The sequence below is a fragment of the Micromonospora sp. WMMA1923 genome (genome assembly GCF_049179195.1).
Classification (GTDB): domain Bacteria; phylum Actinomycetota; class Actinomycetes; order Mycobacteriales; family Micromonosporaceae; genus Micromonospora; species Micromonospora yangpuensis.
On the sequence record NZ_JBMHLZ010000001.1, the window covers coordinates 570,134 to 588,417 of the forward strand.

An 18,284-nucleotide genomic window follows, 5' to 3' on the forward strand; every position below is an offset into this window, starting at 1 on the left:
GAATCAGGGAGCTGGCTGTCCTGGACGGCATGCTGGGACGGGTCAGCCGTGGGGGGCGTGGTGGACGGCCCGGACGTGCGCTACTGATGCGAGGCAGACGCCGGGTCGGCAAGTCACGCCTGGTGGAGGAGTTCGTCGAACGGGCGGAGACGCCACACCTGTTCTTCACCGCCTCGGCTCAGCCGACCGCTGCGGCCGACATCGCCCTGTTCGTGGCGGCGGCCGCCGCCTCGTCACTGCCCGGGGCGGCGCTGTTCGACGCGCAACGCCCCAGCACCTGGGACGCCGCGTTGACACTGCTCGCCAGTGCGCTGCCGGTGGACCGTCCGAGCGTGATCGTGCTGGACGAGATGCCGTACCTGATCGGGACGGACCCGGGGTTCGAGGGAACGCTGCAGAAGATCTTCGATCGGGAGTTCTCCCGTAGGCCGGTGTTGTTGATCTGTGTCGGCTCGGACCTGGCGATGATGGAGGCCCTCAACGACTACGGCCGACCATTCCACCAGCGGGCCACAGAGATGGTGGTGCCACCGATGAACCCGGCGGAGATCGGGGAGATGCTGGCTCTGCCCGCCGCCGAGTCCTTCGACGCGTGCCTCGTCACCGGTGGACTGCCCCTGATCCTCGACGAATGGCCTGCCGGAGCGTCGTTGACCGACTACCTGGCCACCGCCGTCACCGATCCGACCTCGGCGCTGATGGTCAGTGGGGAGCGGGCCCTGGCCGCCGAGTTCCCCCCACAGAGCCAGGCCGGCCTGTTGCTACGGGCCATCGGCACGGGAGAACGGAGCTTCACGTCGATCTCCCGTGCCGCTGGCGGGCTGCCCCAGGCATCGCTGGTCCGGTCCCTCAAGGTGCTCACCGAGAAGCGGATCGTCTCGGCGACCCTGCCGCTGTCCACCAGACCGTCCCGGGAGACGAGGTACATCGTCGCCGACCCGTACCTGCGGTTCTGGTTGTCGTTCCTTGGCCCGCACCTGGCGGAGATCGAACGGGGCAGGGGTGACCTGACGCTGGCCCGGATCACCTCGTCGTGGACGTCCTGGCGAGGACGGGCGATCGAGCCGGTGGTCCGCGAGGCGTTACGTCGGTTGCCACCTGGGCTGCTGCCCGGTGACCCCGAGGTGATCGGCGGTTACTGGACCCGCACGAATGATCCGGAGATCGACCTCGTCGGTGCCGACCGGGAGCCGGTCGCCCGGCGGGTGAGTTTCGTCGGGTCGGTCAAGTGGTTGGAGAACCGCCCCTTCGACGCGCACGACCTGGGGCGCCTGCTGCTGCACCGGTCCCTGCTGCCCGGTGCCGACGAGGACACCGAGCCGGTTGCGGTCTCCCGGAGCGGGATCACGGTCGATGGCGTACGGGGTGTCTCCCCGGAGGAGCTGCTGGCCGGATATCGGGATTGAACCGACGGCACCCCGGCGACGTACCAGTGCACGAGGATGCGGCGCGTCAGCCGCACCGCTGCGGAGCTGCGGGAGGCCTACCGTGCGAGTTGGTGAGCAGTCGACGGATCCTATCGACCAGGTGCTGGGTGAGGTGCCGCTGCCGGCATCGCTGACCCCCGAGGATGTCCGGCTCGCGGTCCGGGCGGTGGTGGTGCACACCGCCGAGGAGTGGCCGACCGGACCGCTGTGCCGCAACGACGGCGCGTCGTACCCGTGCCGGTTGCACCGCTGGGGACGGCGGGTGCTGGAGACGCACGGGCTCAACGAACGTCAGATCGACGCGTTGATCCGGCACGGCAACCCGTTCGTGCACGTACCGTTCCCGTTCCTGGTGAACGGCCCGTCGACGGCGCGTACCTCGACGGTCCCGGCCCGCCCCGGCATGGCCCCGCCGCCGCGTCCCGGCTCCGCGCCGCCACGTCCCGGCTCCGCGCCGCCACGCCTCGGCTCCGCGCCGCCGCGTCCCGGGGCGATGACCGCGCGCACGGGCTCCATGCCCCCGCGTTCCGGCTCCATGCCCCCGCGTGGCGGGTCCGTGCCGGCACGCAGCGCGTCCGCAGCCCCGCGTGGTGGTGTCGTGCCGCCGCGTGGCGGGTCTGTTCCGCCTCGGCCCGGTACCGCCCTGGGCCGGGACGGCCGGCCGGCGCCAACCTCGTACCAGACGCGTGGCCAGGTCGGGTCGCGAGCCGCCACGACCCCAGCGCGGCCCGTGACCCGGTCCGGCGTCCCCGGCCGGCCGGTGGCACCCCCCGCCACCGCGCCGCGCTGGCCCCGGGCGAGCTGAGCGGTGCGGCTCCGCGCCCTGGGGAGGTGACCGACGCCGGTCGGAGGCGGGACCCCCAACCCGCCCCCGGCCGGCGTCGGCGTACCCGGTGGTGACCGTGCCGGCGGCCCCCGCGCTGCCGCTGTCCGCTGGCGGCGGCCCCCGCGCCGCCGCTGTCTGCCGGTGGACGTCGTGCGCTGGCCGGCGTCGTGAGCTGGCCGAAAACCGCCAACGGGCGCACTCTGGCTGATGTCGCCACCGATGTCCGGCCCGGTAACCTCAGCGCCGGGCCGGCGAACGGGGGAGGTGGGCCGTGGCGCGCGGAGGGGTGTTCTGCGTCGAGGGACAGTGGCACCGCGACCTGAACGAACGGGGCTCGGTCCTGCCCACCCTGGAGCTGCTCGAACGACTCGGCAAGATCCGGTTCATCCACAAGGACGCGGCCACCCGCGACGAGCTGTTCTACTTCCTGGACCGGTGGCTGCTCAAGCAGTACGCGGACTACCGGGTCGGGTTCTTCGCCATGCACGGTGAGCCGAGCCGGCTCTGCCTGACCGACTGGGACTCCGTCGAGCTGGCCGACGTGGCCGAGCGGATGGCCGGCCGGTGTGACGGGCGGCGGCTGTACTTCGGCAGTTGTTCGGTGCTGCGCGCCTCGGACGCCACGCTGCGGGACTTCCTGGCGGTGACCGGAGCGGCGCTGATCTGCGGCTTCACCCGCGAGGTCGACTGGGTCGAGTCGGCCGCCTTCGAGACGGTGCTGCTCGACGTGCTGGCCAACGGTCAACGGCACAACGCCGCCGAGTTGCGGATGGGATCGGCGCACTGGGCGCCGCTGGCGTCGTACCTCGGCTTTCGGGTGATCTATGCCAACGGCCGGGCCTGGCGGCCGACCGCCCGGCCCCGGGTGCCCGCCCAACCGGCACCCGCGCCCGCCGCGGCCCGCGCGCCCCGGCCCCGCCGGGCCTGACGCCCGCGTCGCCGCTTCGGCGGTGGTGCGTGGCGGGCTGATCAGCGCTGGTAGGAATGTGGGATGGCACGCCGCATCGCAACCAACGTCCGAGCGGACCGGGAAACGCTTGTCGAGTTCGTCCGTACCCGGCACCGGGTGGTGCTGATGACCACCCGCGCCGACGGACGGCCGCAGTCCTCACCGGTGTCGGCCGGGGTCGACGCCGAGGGGCGGCTGGTGATCTCCACCTACCCGGAGCGGGCCAAGGTCCGCAACGTCCGTCGCGACCCGCGGGTCTCGGTCTGCGTGCTCTCCGACGACTGGGACGGCCCGTGGGTGCAGCTCGACGGTACCGCCGAGGTGCTCGACCTGCCGGAGGCCCTCGAACCGCTGGTGGAGTACTTCCGGTCGATCTCCGGCGAGCACCCGGACTGGGACGAGTACCGGCGGGCCATGGTCCGGCAGGGCAAGTCGCTGATCCGGGTGAGCATCGACGGGTGGGGGCCGATCGCCACCGGCGGTTTCCCGGCCCGGCTCGCCGACTGAGTCCGCGGCGCGAGCGGCACCCCCGCGCGGTCGCGGCGCTTTCCGATCGCGGCGCGGCGGTCCCCGCGGTCCGGGGTGTTTGGAGGGGCCCCCTGCTATACAGAAAGCGTTAACAGGGGGCCCTTCCTTACACCGGTCAGGCGGGTTTGGCGGTGGCGAAGGTGGCGGCGCCGATCAGCTCCAGGGAGACCTGCAGGCGCTCCAGGCTGATGTTCTTCTCGATGGTGTCCTCCGGGCTGTGGTACGGCGGCTCCAGCAGCGCCGGCGACTCCTCACCCCGCCAGGAGAAGTTGGCGCTGGCGATGCCGACCTCCTGGAAGGACTGGTGGTCGCTGGAGCCCCGCTGGGTGACCGGCGAGATCTGCGGCACGTAGCCGAGCCGGTTCGCCGCCGCGGTGACCTCGCTGGTGGCCCGGTTGTCCTGCCCGTCGAAGGAGAGCAGCCAGTACCGGGTGGCCGGGTCCCAGCTGGTGGCGACCATGTCGTTGTTGTAGACCGCCAGGAAGCGGTCCCGCTCGGTCTGCGGCAGCTGCCGGACGTAGTACCGGGAGCCGATCAGGCCCTGCTCCTCGGAGCCCCAGAGGGCGAACCGGATGGTCGCCTCCAGCGGCACGTTCTTGAGCACCCGGGCCAGCTCCAGCGCCAGGACCGTGCCGGAGCCGTCGTCGTTGGCACCGGGCGCGCCGATGACCGTGTCGTAGTGGGCGCAGACCATCACCACCGGACCGTTCGCGCCGGAGGAGCCGACCCGCTCGCCGATCACGTTGTTCGAGATCAGGTTCCGGTGCGCGGTGGTGTTGATCACCAGGACCAGCCGCTGGGCGGCGACCAGCTCGCGGAGCCGGTGCTTCTGCGCCTGGGCGACGCCGACCACCGGAATCGGCACCGGCGTGCTGGCCGAGCCGGGCAGGGTGGGGGAGAAGGCCGAGGCCCGGCGAGGGGCGACCGCGTCGGCGGGCAGGAAGACCACGGCTGCGGCTCCCTTGGCGACGGCGGTGGCCACCAGCTGCTCCCGCTGGGCGGCGACGTAGTCGACGAGGACGATCCGCCCGGCGGCGTCGGCCGGGTAGTTCTCCGGTGCGCCCGCGCCGACGTCGATGACCTGGCCCCGGGCCTTGGTGTCCAGGGCCGCCTGCGGGGAGGCCCCGGCCTGCCAGCAGAGGTCCCAGGGCAGGCGGGTGGGGGAGCTCAGCTCGGCAAGGAACTTGTCCGCCACCGGGAACGGCTGGAGGGTCGTGTCGTAGCCCATCCGGTCGAGGGTGCGGGCGATGAAGTCGGCGGCCCTCCGCTCCGAGGCGGTCCCACCGATCCGGGGACCGATCTTCTCGCTGAGCGTGAAGAGGTCGTTGACCGCCCGATTCGCCGAGGCCTGCCGGACGATCCGACGGTCCTCCGGGGTCAGGGTGGGCAGGTTCACCGCACCGGGGCGCTGGTCGTCGGTGGCCCAGGCGGGCAGCGGCAGCGCGACGGTGGCGGCGGCGCCACCGAGGGCGACGGCCAGTACGCGGCGGCGGTTGAGGGGGGCGGGGGAAGAGGTGCTGAGCTGACCGTCCGGTGTGGTCAAGGGTCCTCCTGGTTCGGGGGCTGGACCCGGCACCGTCATGCGGTGGCCCGGGTCACATGCGACCGAACCTATCTCGCCTATGCTCCCTTCTCAAGATCGGTTGTGAGTCAGTTTCGCAGGTCAGCTCAGTACGCGGCGGTGAAACGCCGGTTGGTGAAGGCGGGTTTCTCGATCTCGTCGAGGATCGCCACCGCCAGATCCTCGTAGCTGAGCACCGAGCGACCCGCGGCGTCGACCACCGGCTGGTCGGTGCCGGTCCGGTAACGACCGGTGCGCGCGCCGGGGTGGAACTCCAACGGCGGCGGCGAGACGTAGGTCCAGCTCACCCCGTCGGCACCGGCCCGGTAGAAGTCCAGCGCGTCGGCCTGACCCCGCGCCGACTCGCGGTACTCGTCGGGAAACTCCGGATCGTCGAGGAACCGCCGCCCGTCCGGGTCGAGCAGGGTCGACCCGCCTCCGACATGGATGATCCGCGGCGGATCCGGCAGCTCACGGAGCACCTCGACAAGCGTCCGGGCGGCGTCCAACCACAACCCTCGTTCCCCGCCGCCGACCGCCACCACCAGCACGTCGGCCTCCGGCGCAAGTTCGCGTACGCTGCGCGCGCTGGTGGCGTCACCGGTGACCACCCGTACCCCGGCCGGCAGGTAGGAGACGGCCTCCGGGCGGCGTACCGCGGCGGTGACCCGGTGCCCCCGGCGGACCGCCTCGGCGGTGATCCTCGACCCGGCGGTGCCACCGGCACCGAACACCACGATGTCGCTCATGCCCTCAGGCTAGGGAGCCACCACGCCGGTCGTCGCCGGAACGCCGCCGGCTCAGTCGATCAGGCCGGAAGGTCACCGGCTCAGTCGACCGGGCCGGAACAGCACCGGCTCAGTCGATCAGGGCGGAGTAGATCAGTTGCCGCAGTTGGGCGCGGAGCGGCCAGGTGCTGGAGGGCATCAGCTGGGTGAAGAGCAGCGCGGTGAGCTCCTCGGCCGGGTCGACGAGGAACGCCGTGCTGGCCACCCCGCCCCAGTGGTACTCGCCGGCACTGCTGGGCAGCAGGCTGCGTACCGGGTCCTCCAGGACGGCGAATCCGAGCCCGAAGCCGACCCCCTCGAAGTTGCTCTCGGCGAAACCGCCGACGGAGAGCGCGGCCAGGTCCCGCCCGCCCGGCAGGTGGTTGCGGGTCATGAAGCGGACCGTGCGCGGCCCGAGCAGGCGTACCCCGTCCAGCTCGCCGCCGCGCAGCAGCAGCTGGGTGAAGCGGTGGTAGTCGGCGGCGGTGCTGACCAGGCCGGCACCGCCGGAGAGCAGCACCGGCTGCTGCCGGACCGCCGCGCCGAACCGCTCGTGGCGCACCGCCCGACCGGTGGCCGGATCCGGTACGTAGAGCGCGGCCAGCCGTTCGGCGTCGGACTCCTGGACCCACCAGTGGGTGTCGGTCATGCCCAGCGGGCCGAAGATCCGGTCGGTGAAGAACGCGTCGAGGCTCTGCCCGGAGACCACCTCGACCAGCCGGCCGAGCACGTCGGTGGCGACCGAGTAGCCCCAGGCCGTACCGGGCTGGAAGAGCAGCGGGAACTCGCCGAACACGGCGCAGGCCCCGGCCAGGTCGACCCCGGGCGGCGGCAGCAGGTCGTAGCCGGCCGCCCGGTACAGGCCGTCGACCACCGAGGTCTGCATGAAGCCGTACGTCAGCCCGGCGGTGTGGGTGAGCAGGTGCCAGACCCGGATCGGCTCGGTCGCCGGCACCGTGTACGGCTTGAGCACCGACCCCTTGGAGTAGACCCGCATGTCGGCGAACTCGGGCAGCCAGCGGCTGATCTCGTCGGTCAGCTCGAACCGGCCGGACTCCCAGAGCATCATCGCCGCCACCGAGGTGATCGGCTTGGTCATCGAGTAGATCCGCCAGAGGGTGTCCGCGCCCACCGGCGCACCCGCCTCGACGTCGCGCATCCCGTACGTCGAGCTGTGCGCGATCTCGCCGCGCCGGGTGACCACGATCTGCCAGCCGGGGAGCCGCCCGTCGTCGACGTACCTGCCGAAGTGCTCGTCGATCCGCGCCAGCCGGGCGGGGTCGAAGCCGATCAGGTCCGGGTCGGTCGTCCGTGTCACGCTCACCTGTCGAACCTACTAGCCGGTACGTCCGACCCGGAAGTGTCCTGCGCGCCACCGGTGTCGGTGGGCCTGGCTAGGCTCGGCGGATGCCGCAACCATCCGGGGAGGGCCCGACCGAGGGGGTCACCTTCCGGCACGACGACTGGTACGCCGAGGAGCTGGTGGACCGGCACTTCACCCGCTGCGAGTTCCACTCGGTCGACCTGACCGAGGCGGTCACCCGGGGCGCGACCTTCACCGAGTGCGTCTTCGGGGCGGTACGGTTCAACGCCTCCCGGCACACCGACTCGGCCTTCACCCGCTGCGCCTTCGTCCGGTGCAACCTGTTCGAGGCCGAGTTCACCGGCTGCAAACTGGTCGGCAGCACCTTCGAGCAGTGCGACCTGCGGCCGTTGCGGGTCGACGGCGGGGACTGGTCCTTCGTCGCCCTGCCCCGGGCGGACCTGCGCGGGGTGACCCTCACCGGGGTACGGATGCGCGAGGTCGACCTGACCGGCGCGGACCTGACCGGCGCCACCGTCACCCGGGTCGACCTCTCCGCCGCCCAGCTGCAGGGCAGCCAGCTCACCGGGGCGGACCTGCGCGGCAGCGACCTGACCGGCCTCGACCCGACGACGGTACGCCGGGCCGGCGCGCTCATCGACGTGAACCAGGCGGTGCTGTTGGCCCAGGCCCTCGGCTTCGAGCTCCGCTGAGCAGCCGCCCCGAACGGGTACGGGTTCAGGGTTCGGTCTGCTCCTCCTCCGGCACGATGCTTTCGATCGCCAGGTCGGTGCCGTCCAGGATCTCGATCACCTGCTGCCACAACTGGGCGCGTTCCATGCAGAGCGCGGCGAAGTACTTCGGCTCGAAGCGTCGGTCCTCGACGTCCGCGGTGCGGGTCAACTTGTCACTGGCGTCAGACACCCGGATCGCCGACTCGGCCAGCAGGGAACCCAGCACCTTCAGCCGGTAGTCGATCTGTTCGACCCATTCCCGGACCAGTCGGTCGACCTTCCGGGTGGGATCCGGCTCGTCGTCGGGGATCCGTTCCACCCTGGGCAGCACCAGGTCCTCGTAGGGCGGCACCGGGGGCGGGAAATGGTGGTCGGCGGTGCGGATCAGCTCGACCGCCTCGGTGACCGCGCGGGAAAACCGGGCCCGGTGTTCCCAGAACCGGGCCCGGTCCTGCACCAGCTCCGCCACCACCGTCCAGGTCTCGGCATCCACCCGGATCCAGCCCAGCACCTCGTGCAGGAACGTCGGCGGGCCGTCGAAGCGTCGTTGGTGCCACTTGCGTTCCAGCAGGCGGGCCCCTTCACAGAGCAGTTTCTTCGTGTACGCGACGATCCGTACCTCGGTGACGTCCTCCGGGAGCAGAGTGATCGGCTTCATCGGCTGGTAGACGTCCTGTTGGAAGAAGCGGAACTGCGGCTCGTTGCGCAGCCGCTCCAGGTCCGGGTCGCTGCTGGCGATCCAGGTGCGTAGCCGGGAGGCGACCCCGGACTCGGTGTCGGACTGCACGGCCAGCCGCCCGGCCGTCCCGCTCTGCGTGCCGATCAGGCTGGCCCGCAGGTTCTGCACCGCCAGGAAGGTCAACGCCTCGGCCTCCGCACCCGGCTGGGTTTCCGGTAGGCAGATACCGCGTTCCTGATCCGACCGTCGGTAGGTCCACTTGGGGTGGCCGCAGAGAGCGTGGGCGTAACACACCGCCGCCCCGTAGTAGTCGAGATAGCGGAGCCGGACCAGCGGATTCCACCGCCGCTGGGCGCGGCGTACCGCCTGCTCCAGCAGGTCGGGGTCGGTCGGCCAGCCGACCGCCAGGCCCTGCCGGGCGCGTAGCCGTCGCCATCCGATCCACCAGGTGCTGAGGCAACCGACGGCGTCCAGTTGGTCCCGGGCGATGGCCTGCACCGCCGCCGCGCCGCGATCGTTCCTCAGCGACTCCGCCACTCTCAGCGGGATCCAGACGTCGCGCATCAGCCGGACCTGTCGCCGGGTTGCGTCCCGACCGGCGCCGGGTACCAACAGGGCAACCGGCAGGTCCTCGTAGAGCCGTTGGAACTCCTGCCAGGCGGCGAGCCGCAGCAGCAGCCGGGCACCCTCGGGGGTGCTGAGTCGTTGCCGGACCTCGCTCTTGGCCTGGTCGTGGTCGGGCGGGTTGGCGCAGGAGAGCACCGCCGGCCAGTACCGCTCGGCCAGCGCGGCACAGAGCCGTTGCCGGGCCTGGTCCCGGACGAGCCACCGCCGGGTACCGATCGGCTCGGTCGAGAAGAGTTCGGTCACCACCCGTTCGGAGAAGCCGAGGGCCCGGGCGTACTGGAAGCGCAGCTTCAACCACTCGGGATGCCGGCGCACCAGGCGCACGGTCGACCAGGTGTAGCGCATCCAGTGCCGCCAGCGGTCCCGCTTGCGGCTCCACAGCGCACCGGTGTACCTGCCGTCCAGCTCGACGACGGCCAGCGCGCCCTGGTAGGTCTGCAGGGCGTCGAGGAAGAGGCCCATGTCCTCCTGCACGCTGGCCACCATCAGCCGGATGTCGATGTTGAACGGGTCGAGCCGCAGCGCCTCCCGGTAGAAGAAGAGTGCCTCGTCCAGCTTCCGGTCGTCGTGCCGCTTCTTGGCCTCGCTGTAGGTCTCGAAGAGCTCCGCCGGCATGTCCCGCCCACGCCAGCTACGCCACGGAGCGGTGTCGGCCAACCGGGTCGCCGGCAGAATCTTCGCCATCGCCCAGTACGCGGCCCGGCAGGTGGCGTCCTCCCAGCTCCTGCCCCACTCGGTGGTGGTCGCGCTGGCGTTGCCGCCGGGCCCGGCGAACGAGGTGACCGTGACCGACAGGCCGTAACGGGGCTCCTGCCGGCGGACCTGCAGGGTCCCCTTGACCTGGAAGCCCCGGGTCGGCCAGAGGCGGGCGAGGCTGGTGGTGACGAAGATCGGCAGGTTGGACTGGTTCTGGTTGTCGGCGAGCACGTCGAAGAAGCCCTGCGGTGGCGGGTTGGCCGGTCCGGCGTACGGCGGGTACACCCCGGTCTCGGCGAGCTGCCGGCAGAACCGGCTCCGCAGGTAGGTCCCCCGTCCCCTGAGGGCCTCACAGCTACCGTCCACCGCCGCGTCACCACCGTCGGCCGCAGCGCCGCCCACCGCGTCGCGGGTGCGGCCGGCCCGGTCGGGCTCCTCGCCGGGCAGGAAGCCGATCTCGAACTCCCGTACGTCGATCGGGCCGGGCCGGTACACCATCATGTTCCGGGCGTACCGCCGCCAGGCGAGGAAGCAGAACAGGGCGAGCAGGGCCAACCCGAGCCGCTGCCAGGACGGGGTGCCGCCACCGAAGAGCGTGCCCGCCGCGCCGCGCAGCAGACTCTCCGCGACCACGCCGCCCGGCTGCCACCACCGGGTCTGATCCGGAACCGGCAGCATCCGCGTGCGGCCGAGGGTGGTGAGGCCAACAAACAGGGCCAGCGAGAGGAGCACGGCGAGGGTGCCTGACTCCGCGACCTGGGGCAACGGCAGTTGAGCCGGCACGGTAGCCCCTTGCACGGGCCGCTGGGGAGAGCGCTCGTCCCAGGAAGCCGGCCGGTCCAGCGCGCAGACCGATCGTCGGTACGGGTTCGACATGCCCCCTCCCGGCTCGCTGTAAAAACGCTTCTGAGCTGCGGTTTCAAGCTATCGGCAGCCGGCCTGGCGGGACGTGAAAGTGGCCGACGCGCTTCCTGGTTTCGCGGCCCCCGACGACGAACCGATGACCGATCAGTGACAAAATCGTTCGGTTTCCTCTGGCGTCTGGGTCGATCCGATGAAAACGTGGGAGCGCACACACTCCGGGCAGGCTGTTCCAGATTGGCCGGGACGCAACTGGCGGTGAGTGGAGGTCGGGTTGGCGGAGACGGACCAGGGCCGGACCAGGTCGACCGGGGGTGCCGGACGGCGGGCGGTTCAACCGACCGGGGGTGCCGGACGGCGGGCGGCTCCATCGACAGGTGGTGCCCGCCGGTCCACGTCCCGGTCGACCCGGAGCGCCGAGCGGCGGACGGCTCGGAGTCGGCAGCGTCGGCTGTGGGCGGTCGAGGGGCTGACCGTGGTGGTGTGCCTGGTCGGGCTGGTCGCGTACCTCGGTCGGGAGGCGGGCCCGGAGCCGGAGACCCGGCCGGCGGGCCCCGAGGACGCGCTCGGGGTGGAACGCCCGGCCTCCGCCGGCCGACCCGCCGCCGTCGAGCCCGCCGTGGTCTCACCCGGCCTGAACCCCCGGGCCCGGCCCGCCCCGGACCCGACGCCCAGCGCCACCCCCAGCGCTCCCGCGAGCGCCGCCGTCGCGCCCGCGGCGCAGAAACCGGTGTTGGCGATCTCCCGGGTGGAGGTGCCGGCCATCGTCGACCTGACCGACGCCGGGGCGCGGGACTGGATCCACTGGGGGGCGCGCGGCGCGGAGTCCACGGTACGCAAGCGGGCGGTGCCGCCGTCCCTGGTCGACGCCGGTGGTCGGGGTGACCGCGCGGGGCACGACACCAACCCGGAGCGGTTCGTCTGGCGGGACGGGGCCGAGATGGCCGACCAGAGCGGCACGTCCAACGGGGTGCACACCTGCGGGGCCGGTAACGGGTTCACCCTCGCCGTGGCGGGCGACGGCGAGGTCCGTACCGTGCGGCTCTTCGTCGGGGTGTGGATGGCGCGGGGTCAGCTGGCGGCCCGGCTGGCCGACGGCACCACCGCCACCGTCGCCTTCGAGGATCCGCACACCGAGCACACCGCCGCGTTCGACGTCCGGTTCCGGGCGCCGGCCGGGCAGCGGCTGACGCTCTCCTGGGTCGCCGAACGCGCGTTCAACCCCGAGTGCGGCAGCGTCAGCCTCCAGGCGGCAGCCCTGCGCTGAGCTGCCGCCGGGCACCCCCGCCGGGGTGCCGGGCCGGACTGGTCGGGACAGTTTGTCCGTCACTGCGGGTACGCATAGGCGTACTTTCGGTTGGTCCGATTCGACCATCCTCTGTGGAGGAACCCCTGATGAGTCGCAGTGCCGTCCGTTCCGCCCAGCCCGCCGGTGATGTCCTGCGGGAGATCCCGTTACCGCCGTACGTCACGGGTGAGGACGCGCAGTTCGCCGTCCGGGCGGTGGTGGTGCACGCGCCGCGGCGCTGGTCGGGCGGGACGGTCTGCCGCAACGACGCCAATCCCTTTCCGTGCCGGTTGCACCGGTGGGGGCGGCGGGTGCTGGCGCTGCGCGGACTGCCCCCGGCGGCGATCGACGCCCTGATCGAGCGGGGTGACCCGGCCGCGCCGGTGCCGCCCGCCCTGCCGCCCGGCGCCTGAGGCGGCGGGCGGGCCGACGGTGGGTCAGGACCGAGCCGGCTTCTCCGGTCCGCCCCAGTGGTGCGGGTTGCGGTGGATGACAAGCGGCGCCACCAGGGCGGCCAGCGCCCCGCCGAGCAGCGGGAAGACGATGAACAGCCAGAGCTGCCGCAGCGCCGTGCCACCTTCGAAGACCGCTGGCCCGAAGGACCGGGCCGGGTTCACCGACGCGCCGTCCAGGGTGATGCCTACCAGGTTGACCGCGGCGAGGGCCAGGCCGATCGCCAGGCCGGCGAAGCCGGCGTGCTCCGCCCTGCTGGTCACCACCAGGACGACCAGCACGAACAGGAAGGTCAGGACGACCTCCAGCAGCATCGCGCCGCCCCGGTTGATGCTCGCGCCGTACCCGGTGGTGCCGAGTGCCCCGGTCTGGTCCACCACCCCGCCCCACCGGGTCAACCCCCAGAGGAAGAACGCGGCCACCGTGGCCCCGGCGAACTGGGCGATCCAGTAGGCCACCGCCCCGATCGCGGAGATCTTGCCGGAGAGCAGCACTCCGAGGGTGACCGCCGGGTTGACGTGACTGCCGGAGAGCGGCCCGATCGTGTAGACCAGCGCGAGAATGATGAACCCGAAGGCGAGGGCGACCACCACCACGCCGCCCTGTACCCGGGCCGCTATCGCGCTGCCGACCCCGAAGAAGACCAGCAGCAGGGTGCCGATGAACTCGGCGACGTACCGTCGGGCATCGTCCATGCCCTCAGCTTATGAACATATCGCGGCTAAATGTGGCAAATGGCCGTTAGATGCGGTGGCCCTGGTCTGCTTTGCATGGATAAGGCCGACTCGCCGGGGTAAGACCCGTGCGCGGGCCGCTGTACCGGCCTGGGTACGTGACCGACCCGAGAAGCCATGAGGAGTCTCCACATGCTGACCATGACCGACAACGCCGTGCTCGTGATCCGTGACCTCGCCGCCCAGCAGGACGTCAGTGCGGACGGTGGACTGCGGATCGCCGCCGACGCCGAGGCCGGGTCGCTCACCATCGAGCTGGTGCCGGAGCCGGTGCGGGGTGACCAGGTGGTGGACAGCTCCGGTGCCCGGATCTTCCTCGACTCCGACGCCGCCGAGCTGCTCAACGACACCTCGGTCGACGCCGTCGTGGACGACGACGGCGTGGTGCAGTTCGGCTTCGCCGAGCGCGGCTGACCGCCTCTTTCCGCAACGCTCGCCCGGGTCGGGTGGGCCGGCCGGACCGGACCTGACCGGCCGGGTCGGCCCACCCGGCCCTGAGCCAGGCGAGGCTGGGTCACCCACCGCGCCGGGCCGAAATCGCTGTGCTGTCGCCACCCGCTCGCCGTAGCATCGCCGGATGTCTGCCGCGCCCTTCCGCTACCGCTCGCCGGACGAGGACAGCGCCCGATGGCTCGACTTCCCGTTCCGGGACGGCGACATCGTGATCAGCACCCGTTCCAAGAGCGGGACGACCTGGCTGCAGATGATCTGCGCGCTGCTGGTGCTGCGTACCCCGGAGTTGCCGGCACCGTTGTCGCGGCTCTCGCCCTGGCTGGACTGGCTGGTCGAGCCGACCGGGGAGGTCTTCGCCCGGCTGGCCGCGCAGCGGCACCGGCGGTTCGTCAAGACCCACACCCCACTGGACGGGTTGCCGCTCGATCCCCGGGTGACCTACGTGGTGGTCGGCCGGCACCCGCTCGACCTGGCGGTCTCGCTGTACCACCAGACGGGCAACCTGAACCGGCAGCGGCTGCGCGAGCTGACGGGGGAACCGGCACCGGCCGGGCCGCCGCGCGCCGCCACACCGGTCGGCGACTGGTTGGCGGAGTGGATCGACCGACAGCCAGATCCCCGTACCGAGTTGGACTCGCTGCCCGGGGTGCTGTGGCATCTCGGCGACGCCTGGCAACGGCGCGGCCAGCCCAACGTGGTCCTGGTGCACTACGCCGACCTGCTGGCCGACCTGCCCGGGCAGATGCGCCGGCTGGCCGACCGGCTGGGCCTCGTCGTACCCGACGAGCAGTGGCCCGCGCTGGTCGAGGCGGCGACCTTCACCCGGATGCGCGAGCGGGCCGACCGGCTCGCCCCGGACCCGGTCGGGGTACTCAGGAGCCGGGACGCCTTCTTCCGGCACGGTGGGTCCGGCCAGGGGCAGGCCCTGCTCGACGACGCCGCCCTCGCCCGCTACCGGGCCCGGGTCGCGGGCCTCGCACCGCCGGACCTGACTGCCTGGCTGCACCGCTGAACCGCCACGGCGGCGCGGACGGTTGACCGACGGAGGGCCCCACCGCGGTCGCGGTGGGGCCCTCCGGCAGGGGAAGACTGATCAGTCGTCGTCCCGGTCGTCGTCGTCATCGTCGTCCCGATCGTCGTCCCGGTCGTGGTCCCGGTCGTCGTCGACCGGCTCCTTCTCGGCCTTGACCACCGAGCCGTTCTCCCGGTCCACGTCGATCTCGTGCTCGGTGTCGCCGTTGACGATCTCCACGCTCCAGACCGGGCGGCCGTTCTCCCGCTCGGACTCGGTCTCGGTGATCCGGCCCCCGCCGGCGGCGGCCAGGGCGATCTCGCCGGCCCGCTCGCGGCTGATCTCGGCGGCCCCGGCGGGCGCGCCGGTCGAGCCGGTACCCGTGGGTGCCGGGGTGGTGGCGGTCGGGTCGGCGCTGCCGCCGGTCGGCGGGACGGCCGGGGCCGACGTGGGGTCGGCCGGGACGGTCGTGGGGTCGGCCGGGGCGGCCGGGGCGGTCGTCGCGTCGTCCGGGGTGGGGGCGGCGACCAGGGTGGTGCCGGTGGTCCGCTGCGTCTCACCGGCGGCGATCCCGCCGAGGGCCACGCCGGTGACCGTCAGCACGGCCGTTCCGCCGACCGCGGCCAGTACCAGAGCCATGCGCTTCATCGTGTCGATCCTTTCCTCGGTTGCTGGAGAAAGGATCCGTCCCGGGCGGATAGCGGCGCGCTGTCCGACTGCTAAGGCCGGGTTAAGACCGGCCGGGGTCGCCCGTCGGGGGTGCGTCGGCGGCGTCGCGAGGCGGGCCGAGTCGCAGCACCACCCGGGCCCCACCGTCGGGCCGGGCGTTGCCCACCTCCAGCGATCCACCGCTGGCCTGGGCTGCCTGCCGGACGATGTCCAGGCCGAGACCGGTCGAGCCGCCGTGGCTGGCCCCCCGGCGCACGGTGCCGGCCGGCATCCCCGGCCCCTCGTCGGCGACGGTCAGCAGCACCTGGCCCGGCGTGGAGCTGAGCCGCACCGTGAACGGGGTGCCGTCCGGGGTGTGCGCGAAGACGTTGCCGAGCAGCGCGTCCACCGCCGCCGCCAGCTCGTCGGCGGGCACTCCCACCGGCAGTGGCCCCTCGGCCAGGTCCAGGGTGACCGCGCGGCCGGTGTCCTCGGCCAGCACCGACCAGAAGGCCACCCGGTCGGCCACCACCGCCGCCGCGTCGCAGGCCGCCACCTCGGCGGTCGGGGTACGCCAGCGGGCCTGCCGGATCAGGCCGGTGACCGCCCGTTCCAGGCCGTCGACGGCGGCGGTGACCCGGGCGGTGTCCTGCGGGTCACGCAGCGACTCGGCCTCCAGGCGCAACGCGGTGAGCGGGGTACGCAACCGGTGCGACAGGTCGGCGACCTGCTCGCGTTCCTCGCGCAGCAGCACCTGGATCCGGCCGGCCAGATGGTTGAGCGCCCCGGCCACCTCGCGCAGCTCGGCCGGCCCGGCCGGGGCCACCCGGGCGTCGAGTTCGGCGTTGGCCAGCCGGTGCGACACCGTGGACAGGTCGGTGATCGAGCGCACCAGGGTACGGGCCAGCCGGTCGGCGACGGCCAGCGCGACCAGCACCAGCACCGACCCCAGCAGGGCGAGCACCAGCCAGGACCGGGTCACGCCGGCGGTCAGCTCACCGGCGGGCACAACGGTCCGGATGACGCCGGTGCCGTCCGGCCGGCCCTGCACCGCGATGACCACCTCGCGACCACCGTCGAACTCCGCGGTGAGGCTCTGCCCCCGAGCGGCCAGGGCCACCGCCGGGGTACGCGGCGCGGGCGCACCGAGGACCGTACCGTCGGGCAGGAAGACGCTTACCGCCCGGCCGGACTCGGCGACGAGCTGCTCCACGGTCAACCGGATGGTGTCGGTGTCGGCCGTACCGACCACCGTCACCAGCCCCTGCGCGTCGGCGGTGGCCCGGACCGTCGCCCGGTCGGCGGTGACGTCGCGCACCAGCAGGGCCAGCGGCACCAGGAAGGCAGCCAGCACCAGGACGCTCACCGCCGCCGCCAGCAGGGCCAGCCGGCCCCTCACCGGTCCGCCTCCGGGTCGGCCAGCCGCACCCCGACGCCCCGGACGGTGTGCAGGTAGCGCGGCTGCTGGGCGTTCTCGCCGAGTTTGCGCCGCAACCAGGACAGGTGGACGTCGACGGTCTTGTCCGCGCCGCCGTACGGGATCTGCCAGACCTCGGTCAGCAGCTCCCGCTTGGTGACCACCTGACCGGGTCGGCCGGCCAGGTGGTGCAGGAGGTCGAACTCGCGCGGGGTCAGCTCGACGACGGCGCCGTCCAGGGTCACCTGCCGGGAGCGGGGGTCGATGCGCAGCCCGCCGAGCGCGATGGTCGGGTCCTCGGTGTCGGCGGCGGCCGGGCCCCGGCGCAGCACCGCCCGTACCCGGGCGTCGAGCTGGGCGGCGGTGAACGGCTTCACCAGGTAGTCGTCGGCGCCCGCGTCGAGCACCCGGACGATCTCCGTCTCGTCGTCCCGGGCAGTGGCCACGATCACCGGTACCGCGCTGACCGCCCGCAGCATCCGTAGCAGCTCCCGGCCGTCCAGGTCGGGCAGGCCGAGGTCGAGCACGACCAGGTCGGGCCGGTCGTCGAGGGCCGAGCGCAGCCCGTCCATGGCGGTGGAGGTGGCGGCCACCGCGTGGCCGCGTTCCCGTAACGCGCGGACCAGCGGGGTACGGATGGTCAGGTCGTCCTCGACGAGCAGCAGGCGGGCCACAGGTGGCAGGCTAGCCGGCCGAGCGGCCCGGACCGCCGTCCTTAACCCTCTCTTATCCCCGGGCCAGCCCGGCGGCAACCTCGCGTCGGGGATAGTCGGTGCATGCGCCGTCGCACTCTCCTCGCCGTACTCGGGTGGCTGGCGACCGCCGTCGTGGCCACCGGCATCGGGCTGGGCGCGATCCGGCTGGTAGGTGAGGGCATCACCGGTACCCCGGGCGGGGTGCTCAGCCAGGAGCAGATCGAGCGGTCACTGGCCTCCCCGCCGCCGTCCGCCCCGGCCGTTCCGCCGGGCACCACCGCACCGGGCACCACCGCAGGACCGGGCACCACCGCAGCACCGGGCACCGCAGGGCCGGGCACCGCAGGGCCGGGCGAACCGGCCACGGCCACCCCCGCACCGTCGGTGACCCCCGCCGGCATTCGTCGGGTCTTTTCGGTGACCGGCGGCTCGGCGGTCGCCGAGTGCCGCGCCGGCGAGGTACGGCTGGTCTCCTGGGCCCCGGCCCAGGGCTACCGGGTAAGCGACGTCGAGCAGGGGCCGGACGACGACGTCGAGGTGACCTTCAGCGGCCCCGACGGAGAACACGAACTGACCCTGCGCTGCGCCGGCAGCGAGCCGGTGGTCGCCCCCGACGACGACTGACC

The 18,284-nt window shown here is 72.7% G+C and carries 18 protein-coding genes; 10 read left to right on the top strand and 8 right to left on the bottom strand.

Going from position 1 to position 18,284, the window contains the following annotated elements; genetic code table 11:
- Positions 1 to 86: 86 nt before the first annotated feature.
- From ACN28G_RS02595 to ACN28G_RS02610, 4 genes are all read left to right on the top strand, one after another.
- Positions 87 to 1,406 carry an ATP-binding protein gene (locus ACN28G_RS02595; RefSeq protein ID WP_229688116.1) on the top strand — a complete coding sequence of 440 codons (1,320 nt, stop codon included), beginning with the start codon at positions 87 to 89 and terminating at the stop codon, positions 1,404 to 1,406.
- A gap of 82 nt (positions 1,407 to 1,488) precedes the next feature.
- Entirely contained in the window at positions 1,489 to 2,232 is a 744-nt protein-coding gene (locus ACN28G_RS02600) for a hypothetical protein (protein ID WP_421478305.1), read from the top strand.
- Between the two features lie 292 nt (positions 2,233 to 2,524).
- Positions 2,525 to 3,181 carry a DUF6642 family protein gene (locus ACN28G_RS02605; RefSeq protein WP_091435065.1) on the top strand — a complete coding sequence of 219 codons (657 nt, stop codon included), beginning with the start codon at positions 2,525 to 2,527 and terminating at the stop codon, positions 3,179 to 3,181.
- A gap of 63 nt (positions 3,182 to 3,244) precedes the next feature.
- Complete coding sequence (locus tag ACN28G_RS02610) at positions 3,245 to 3,709, top strand: PPOX class F420-dependent oxidoreductase (protein WP_421478306.1); 465 nt, start codon at positions 3,245 to 3,247, stop codon at positions 3,707 to 3,709.
- A gap of 136 nt (positions 3,710 to 3,845) precedes the next feature.
- On the opposite strand, the gene ACN28G_RS02615 is transcribed toward ACN28G_RS02610, so the two are convergent.
- The 3 genes from ACN28G_RS02615 to ACN28G_RS02625 form a co-directional block, all read right to left on the bottom strand.
- The gene (locus ACN28G_RS02615) at positions 3,846 to 5,273 is read right to left on the bottom strand and encodes a M28 family peptidase (RefSeq protein WP_421478307.1); all 1,428 of its coding nucleotides are present in this window, start codon (positions 5,271 to 5,273) and stop codon (positions 3,846 to 3,848) included.
- Between the two features lie 125 nt (positions 5,274 to 5,398).
- A complete protein-coding gene (locus ACN28G_RS02620; protein ID WP_421478308.1) occupies positions 5,399 to 6,040 on the bottom strand; it encodes an NAD(P)-dependent oxidoreductase in 642 nt (213 codons plus the stop codon).
- A gap of 109 nt (positions 6,041 to 6,149) precedes the next feature.
- Positions 6,150 to 7,382, bottom strand: a complete 1,233-nt coding sequence (locus ACN28G_RS02625) for a serine hydrolase domain-containing protein (RefSeq protein WP_421478309.1) — start codon at positions 7,380 to 7,382, stop codon at positions 6,150 to 6,152.
- 83 nt (positions 7,383 to 7,465) lie between these two features.
- Here ACN28G_RS02625 and ACN28G_RS02630 point away from each other — a divergent pair, with 83 nt between their 5' ends.
- Positions 7,466 to 8,074 carry a pentapeptide repeat-containing protein gene (locus ACN28G_RS02630; RefSeq protein WP_091435075.1) on the top strand — a complete coding sequence of 203 codons (609 nt, stop codon included), beginning with the start codon at positions 7,466 to 7,468 and terminating at the stop codon, positions 8,072 to 8,074.
- Positions 8,075 to 8,099: 25 nt separating this feature from the next.
- Here the strand turns inward: ACN28G_RS02630 and ACN28G_RS02635 are convergent, their stop codons facing one another.
- The gene (locus ACN28G_RS02635) at positions 8,100 to 10,880 is read right to left on the bottom strand and encodes a hypothetical protein (protein WP_421478310.1); all 2,781 of its coding nucleotides are present in this window, start codon (positions 10,878 to 10,880) and stop codon (positions 8,100 to 8,102) included.
- A 553-nt stretch (positions 10,881 to 11,433) separates the two neighbouring features.
- Between ACN28G_RS02635 and ACN28G_RS02640 the strand changes: the two genes are divergently transcribed.
- On the top strand, positions 11,434 to 12,225 hold the full coding sequence (locus ACN28G_RS02640) for a hypothetical protein (RefSeq protein ID WP_421478311.1): 792 nt from the start codon (positions 11,434 to 11,436) through the stop codon (positions 12,223 to 12,225).
- Positions 12,226 to 12,353: 128 nt separating this feature from the next.
- Positions 12,354 to 12,659, top strand: a complete 306-nt coding sequence (locus ACN28G_RS02645) for a hypothetical protein (RefSeq protein WP_091446035.1) — start codon at positions 12,354 to 12,356, stop codon at positions 12,657 to 12,659.
- Positions 12,660 to 12,683: 24 nt separating this feature from the next.
- Here the strand turns inward: ACN28G_RS02645 and ACN28G_RS02650 are convergent, their stop codons facing one another.
- Positions 12,684 to 13,394 carry an MIP/aquaporin family protein gene (locus ACN28G_RS02650; protein WP_091435079.1) on the bottom strand — a complete coding sequence of 237 codons (711 nt, stop codon included), beginning with the start codon at positions 13,392 to 13,394 and terminating at the stop codon, positions 12,684 to 12,686.
- 171 nt (positions 13,395 to 13,565) lie between these two features.
- Between ACN28G_RS02650 and ACN28G_RS02655 the strand changes: the two genes are divergently transcribed.
- Both ACN28G_RS02655 and ACN28G_RS02660 read left to right on the top strand, forming a co-directional pair.
- Positions 13,566 to 13,847, top strand: a complete 282-nt coding sequence (locus tag ACN28G_RS02655; protein WP_091435081.1) for an adhesin — start codon at positions 13,566 to 13,568, stop codon at positions 13,845 to 13,847.
- Positions 13,848 to 14,010: 163 nt separating this feature from the next.
- Entirely contained in the window at positions 14,011 to 14,898 is an 888-nt protein-coding gene (locus ACN28G_RS02660; RefSeq protein ID WP_421478312.1) for a sulfotransferase domain-containing protein, read from the top strand.
- Between the two features lie 81 nt (positions 14,899 to 14,979).
- Here ACN28G_RS02660 and ACN28G_RS02665 read toward each other — a convergent pair whose 3' ends face one another.
- From ACN28G_RS02665 to ACN28G_RS02675, 3 genes are all read right to left on the bottom strand, one after another.
- Positions 14,980 to 15,537: a PepSY domain-containing protein gene (locus ACN28G_RS02665; RefSeq protein WP_421478313.1), complete on the bottom strand. Its 558-nt coding sequence runs from the start codon at positions 15,535 to 15,537 to the stop codon at positions 14,980 to 14,982.
- A gap of 91 nt (positions 15,538 to 15,628) precedes the next feature.
- A complete protein-coding gene (locus ACN28G_RS02670; RefSeq protein WP_421478314.1) occupies positions 15,629 to 16,945 on the bottom strand; it encodes a sensor histidine kinase in 1,317 nt (438 codons plus the stop codon).
- Positions 16,942 to 17,637 carry a response regulator transcription factor gene (locus tag ACN28G_RS02675; RefSeq protein WP_091435092.1) on the bottom strand — a complete coding sequence of 232 codons (696 nt, stop codon included), beginning with the start codon at positions 17,635 to 17,637 and terminating at the stop codon, positions 16,942 to 16,944. The genes ACN28G_RS02670 and ACN28G_RS02675 overlap by 4 nt, the downstream gene beginning before the upstream one ends.
- 102 nt (positions 17,638 to 17,739) lie before the next feature.
- Between ACN28G_RS02675 and ACN28G_RS02680 the strand changes: the two genes are divergently transcribed.
- Positions 17,740 to 18,282 carry a septum formation initiator gene (locus tag ACN28G_RS02680; protein ID WP_421478315.1) on the top strand — a complete coding sequence of 181 codons (543 nt, stop codon included), beginning with the start codon at positions 17,740 to 17,742 and terminating at the stop codon, positions 18,280 to 18,282.
- Positions 18,283 to 18,284: the final 2 nt, after the last annotated feature.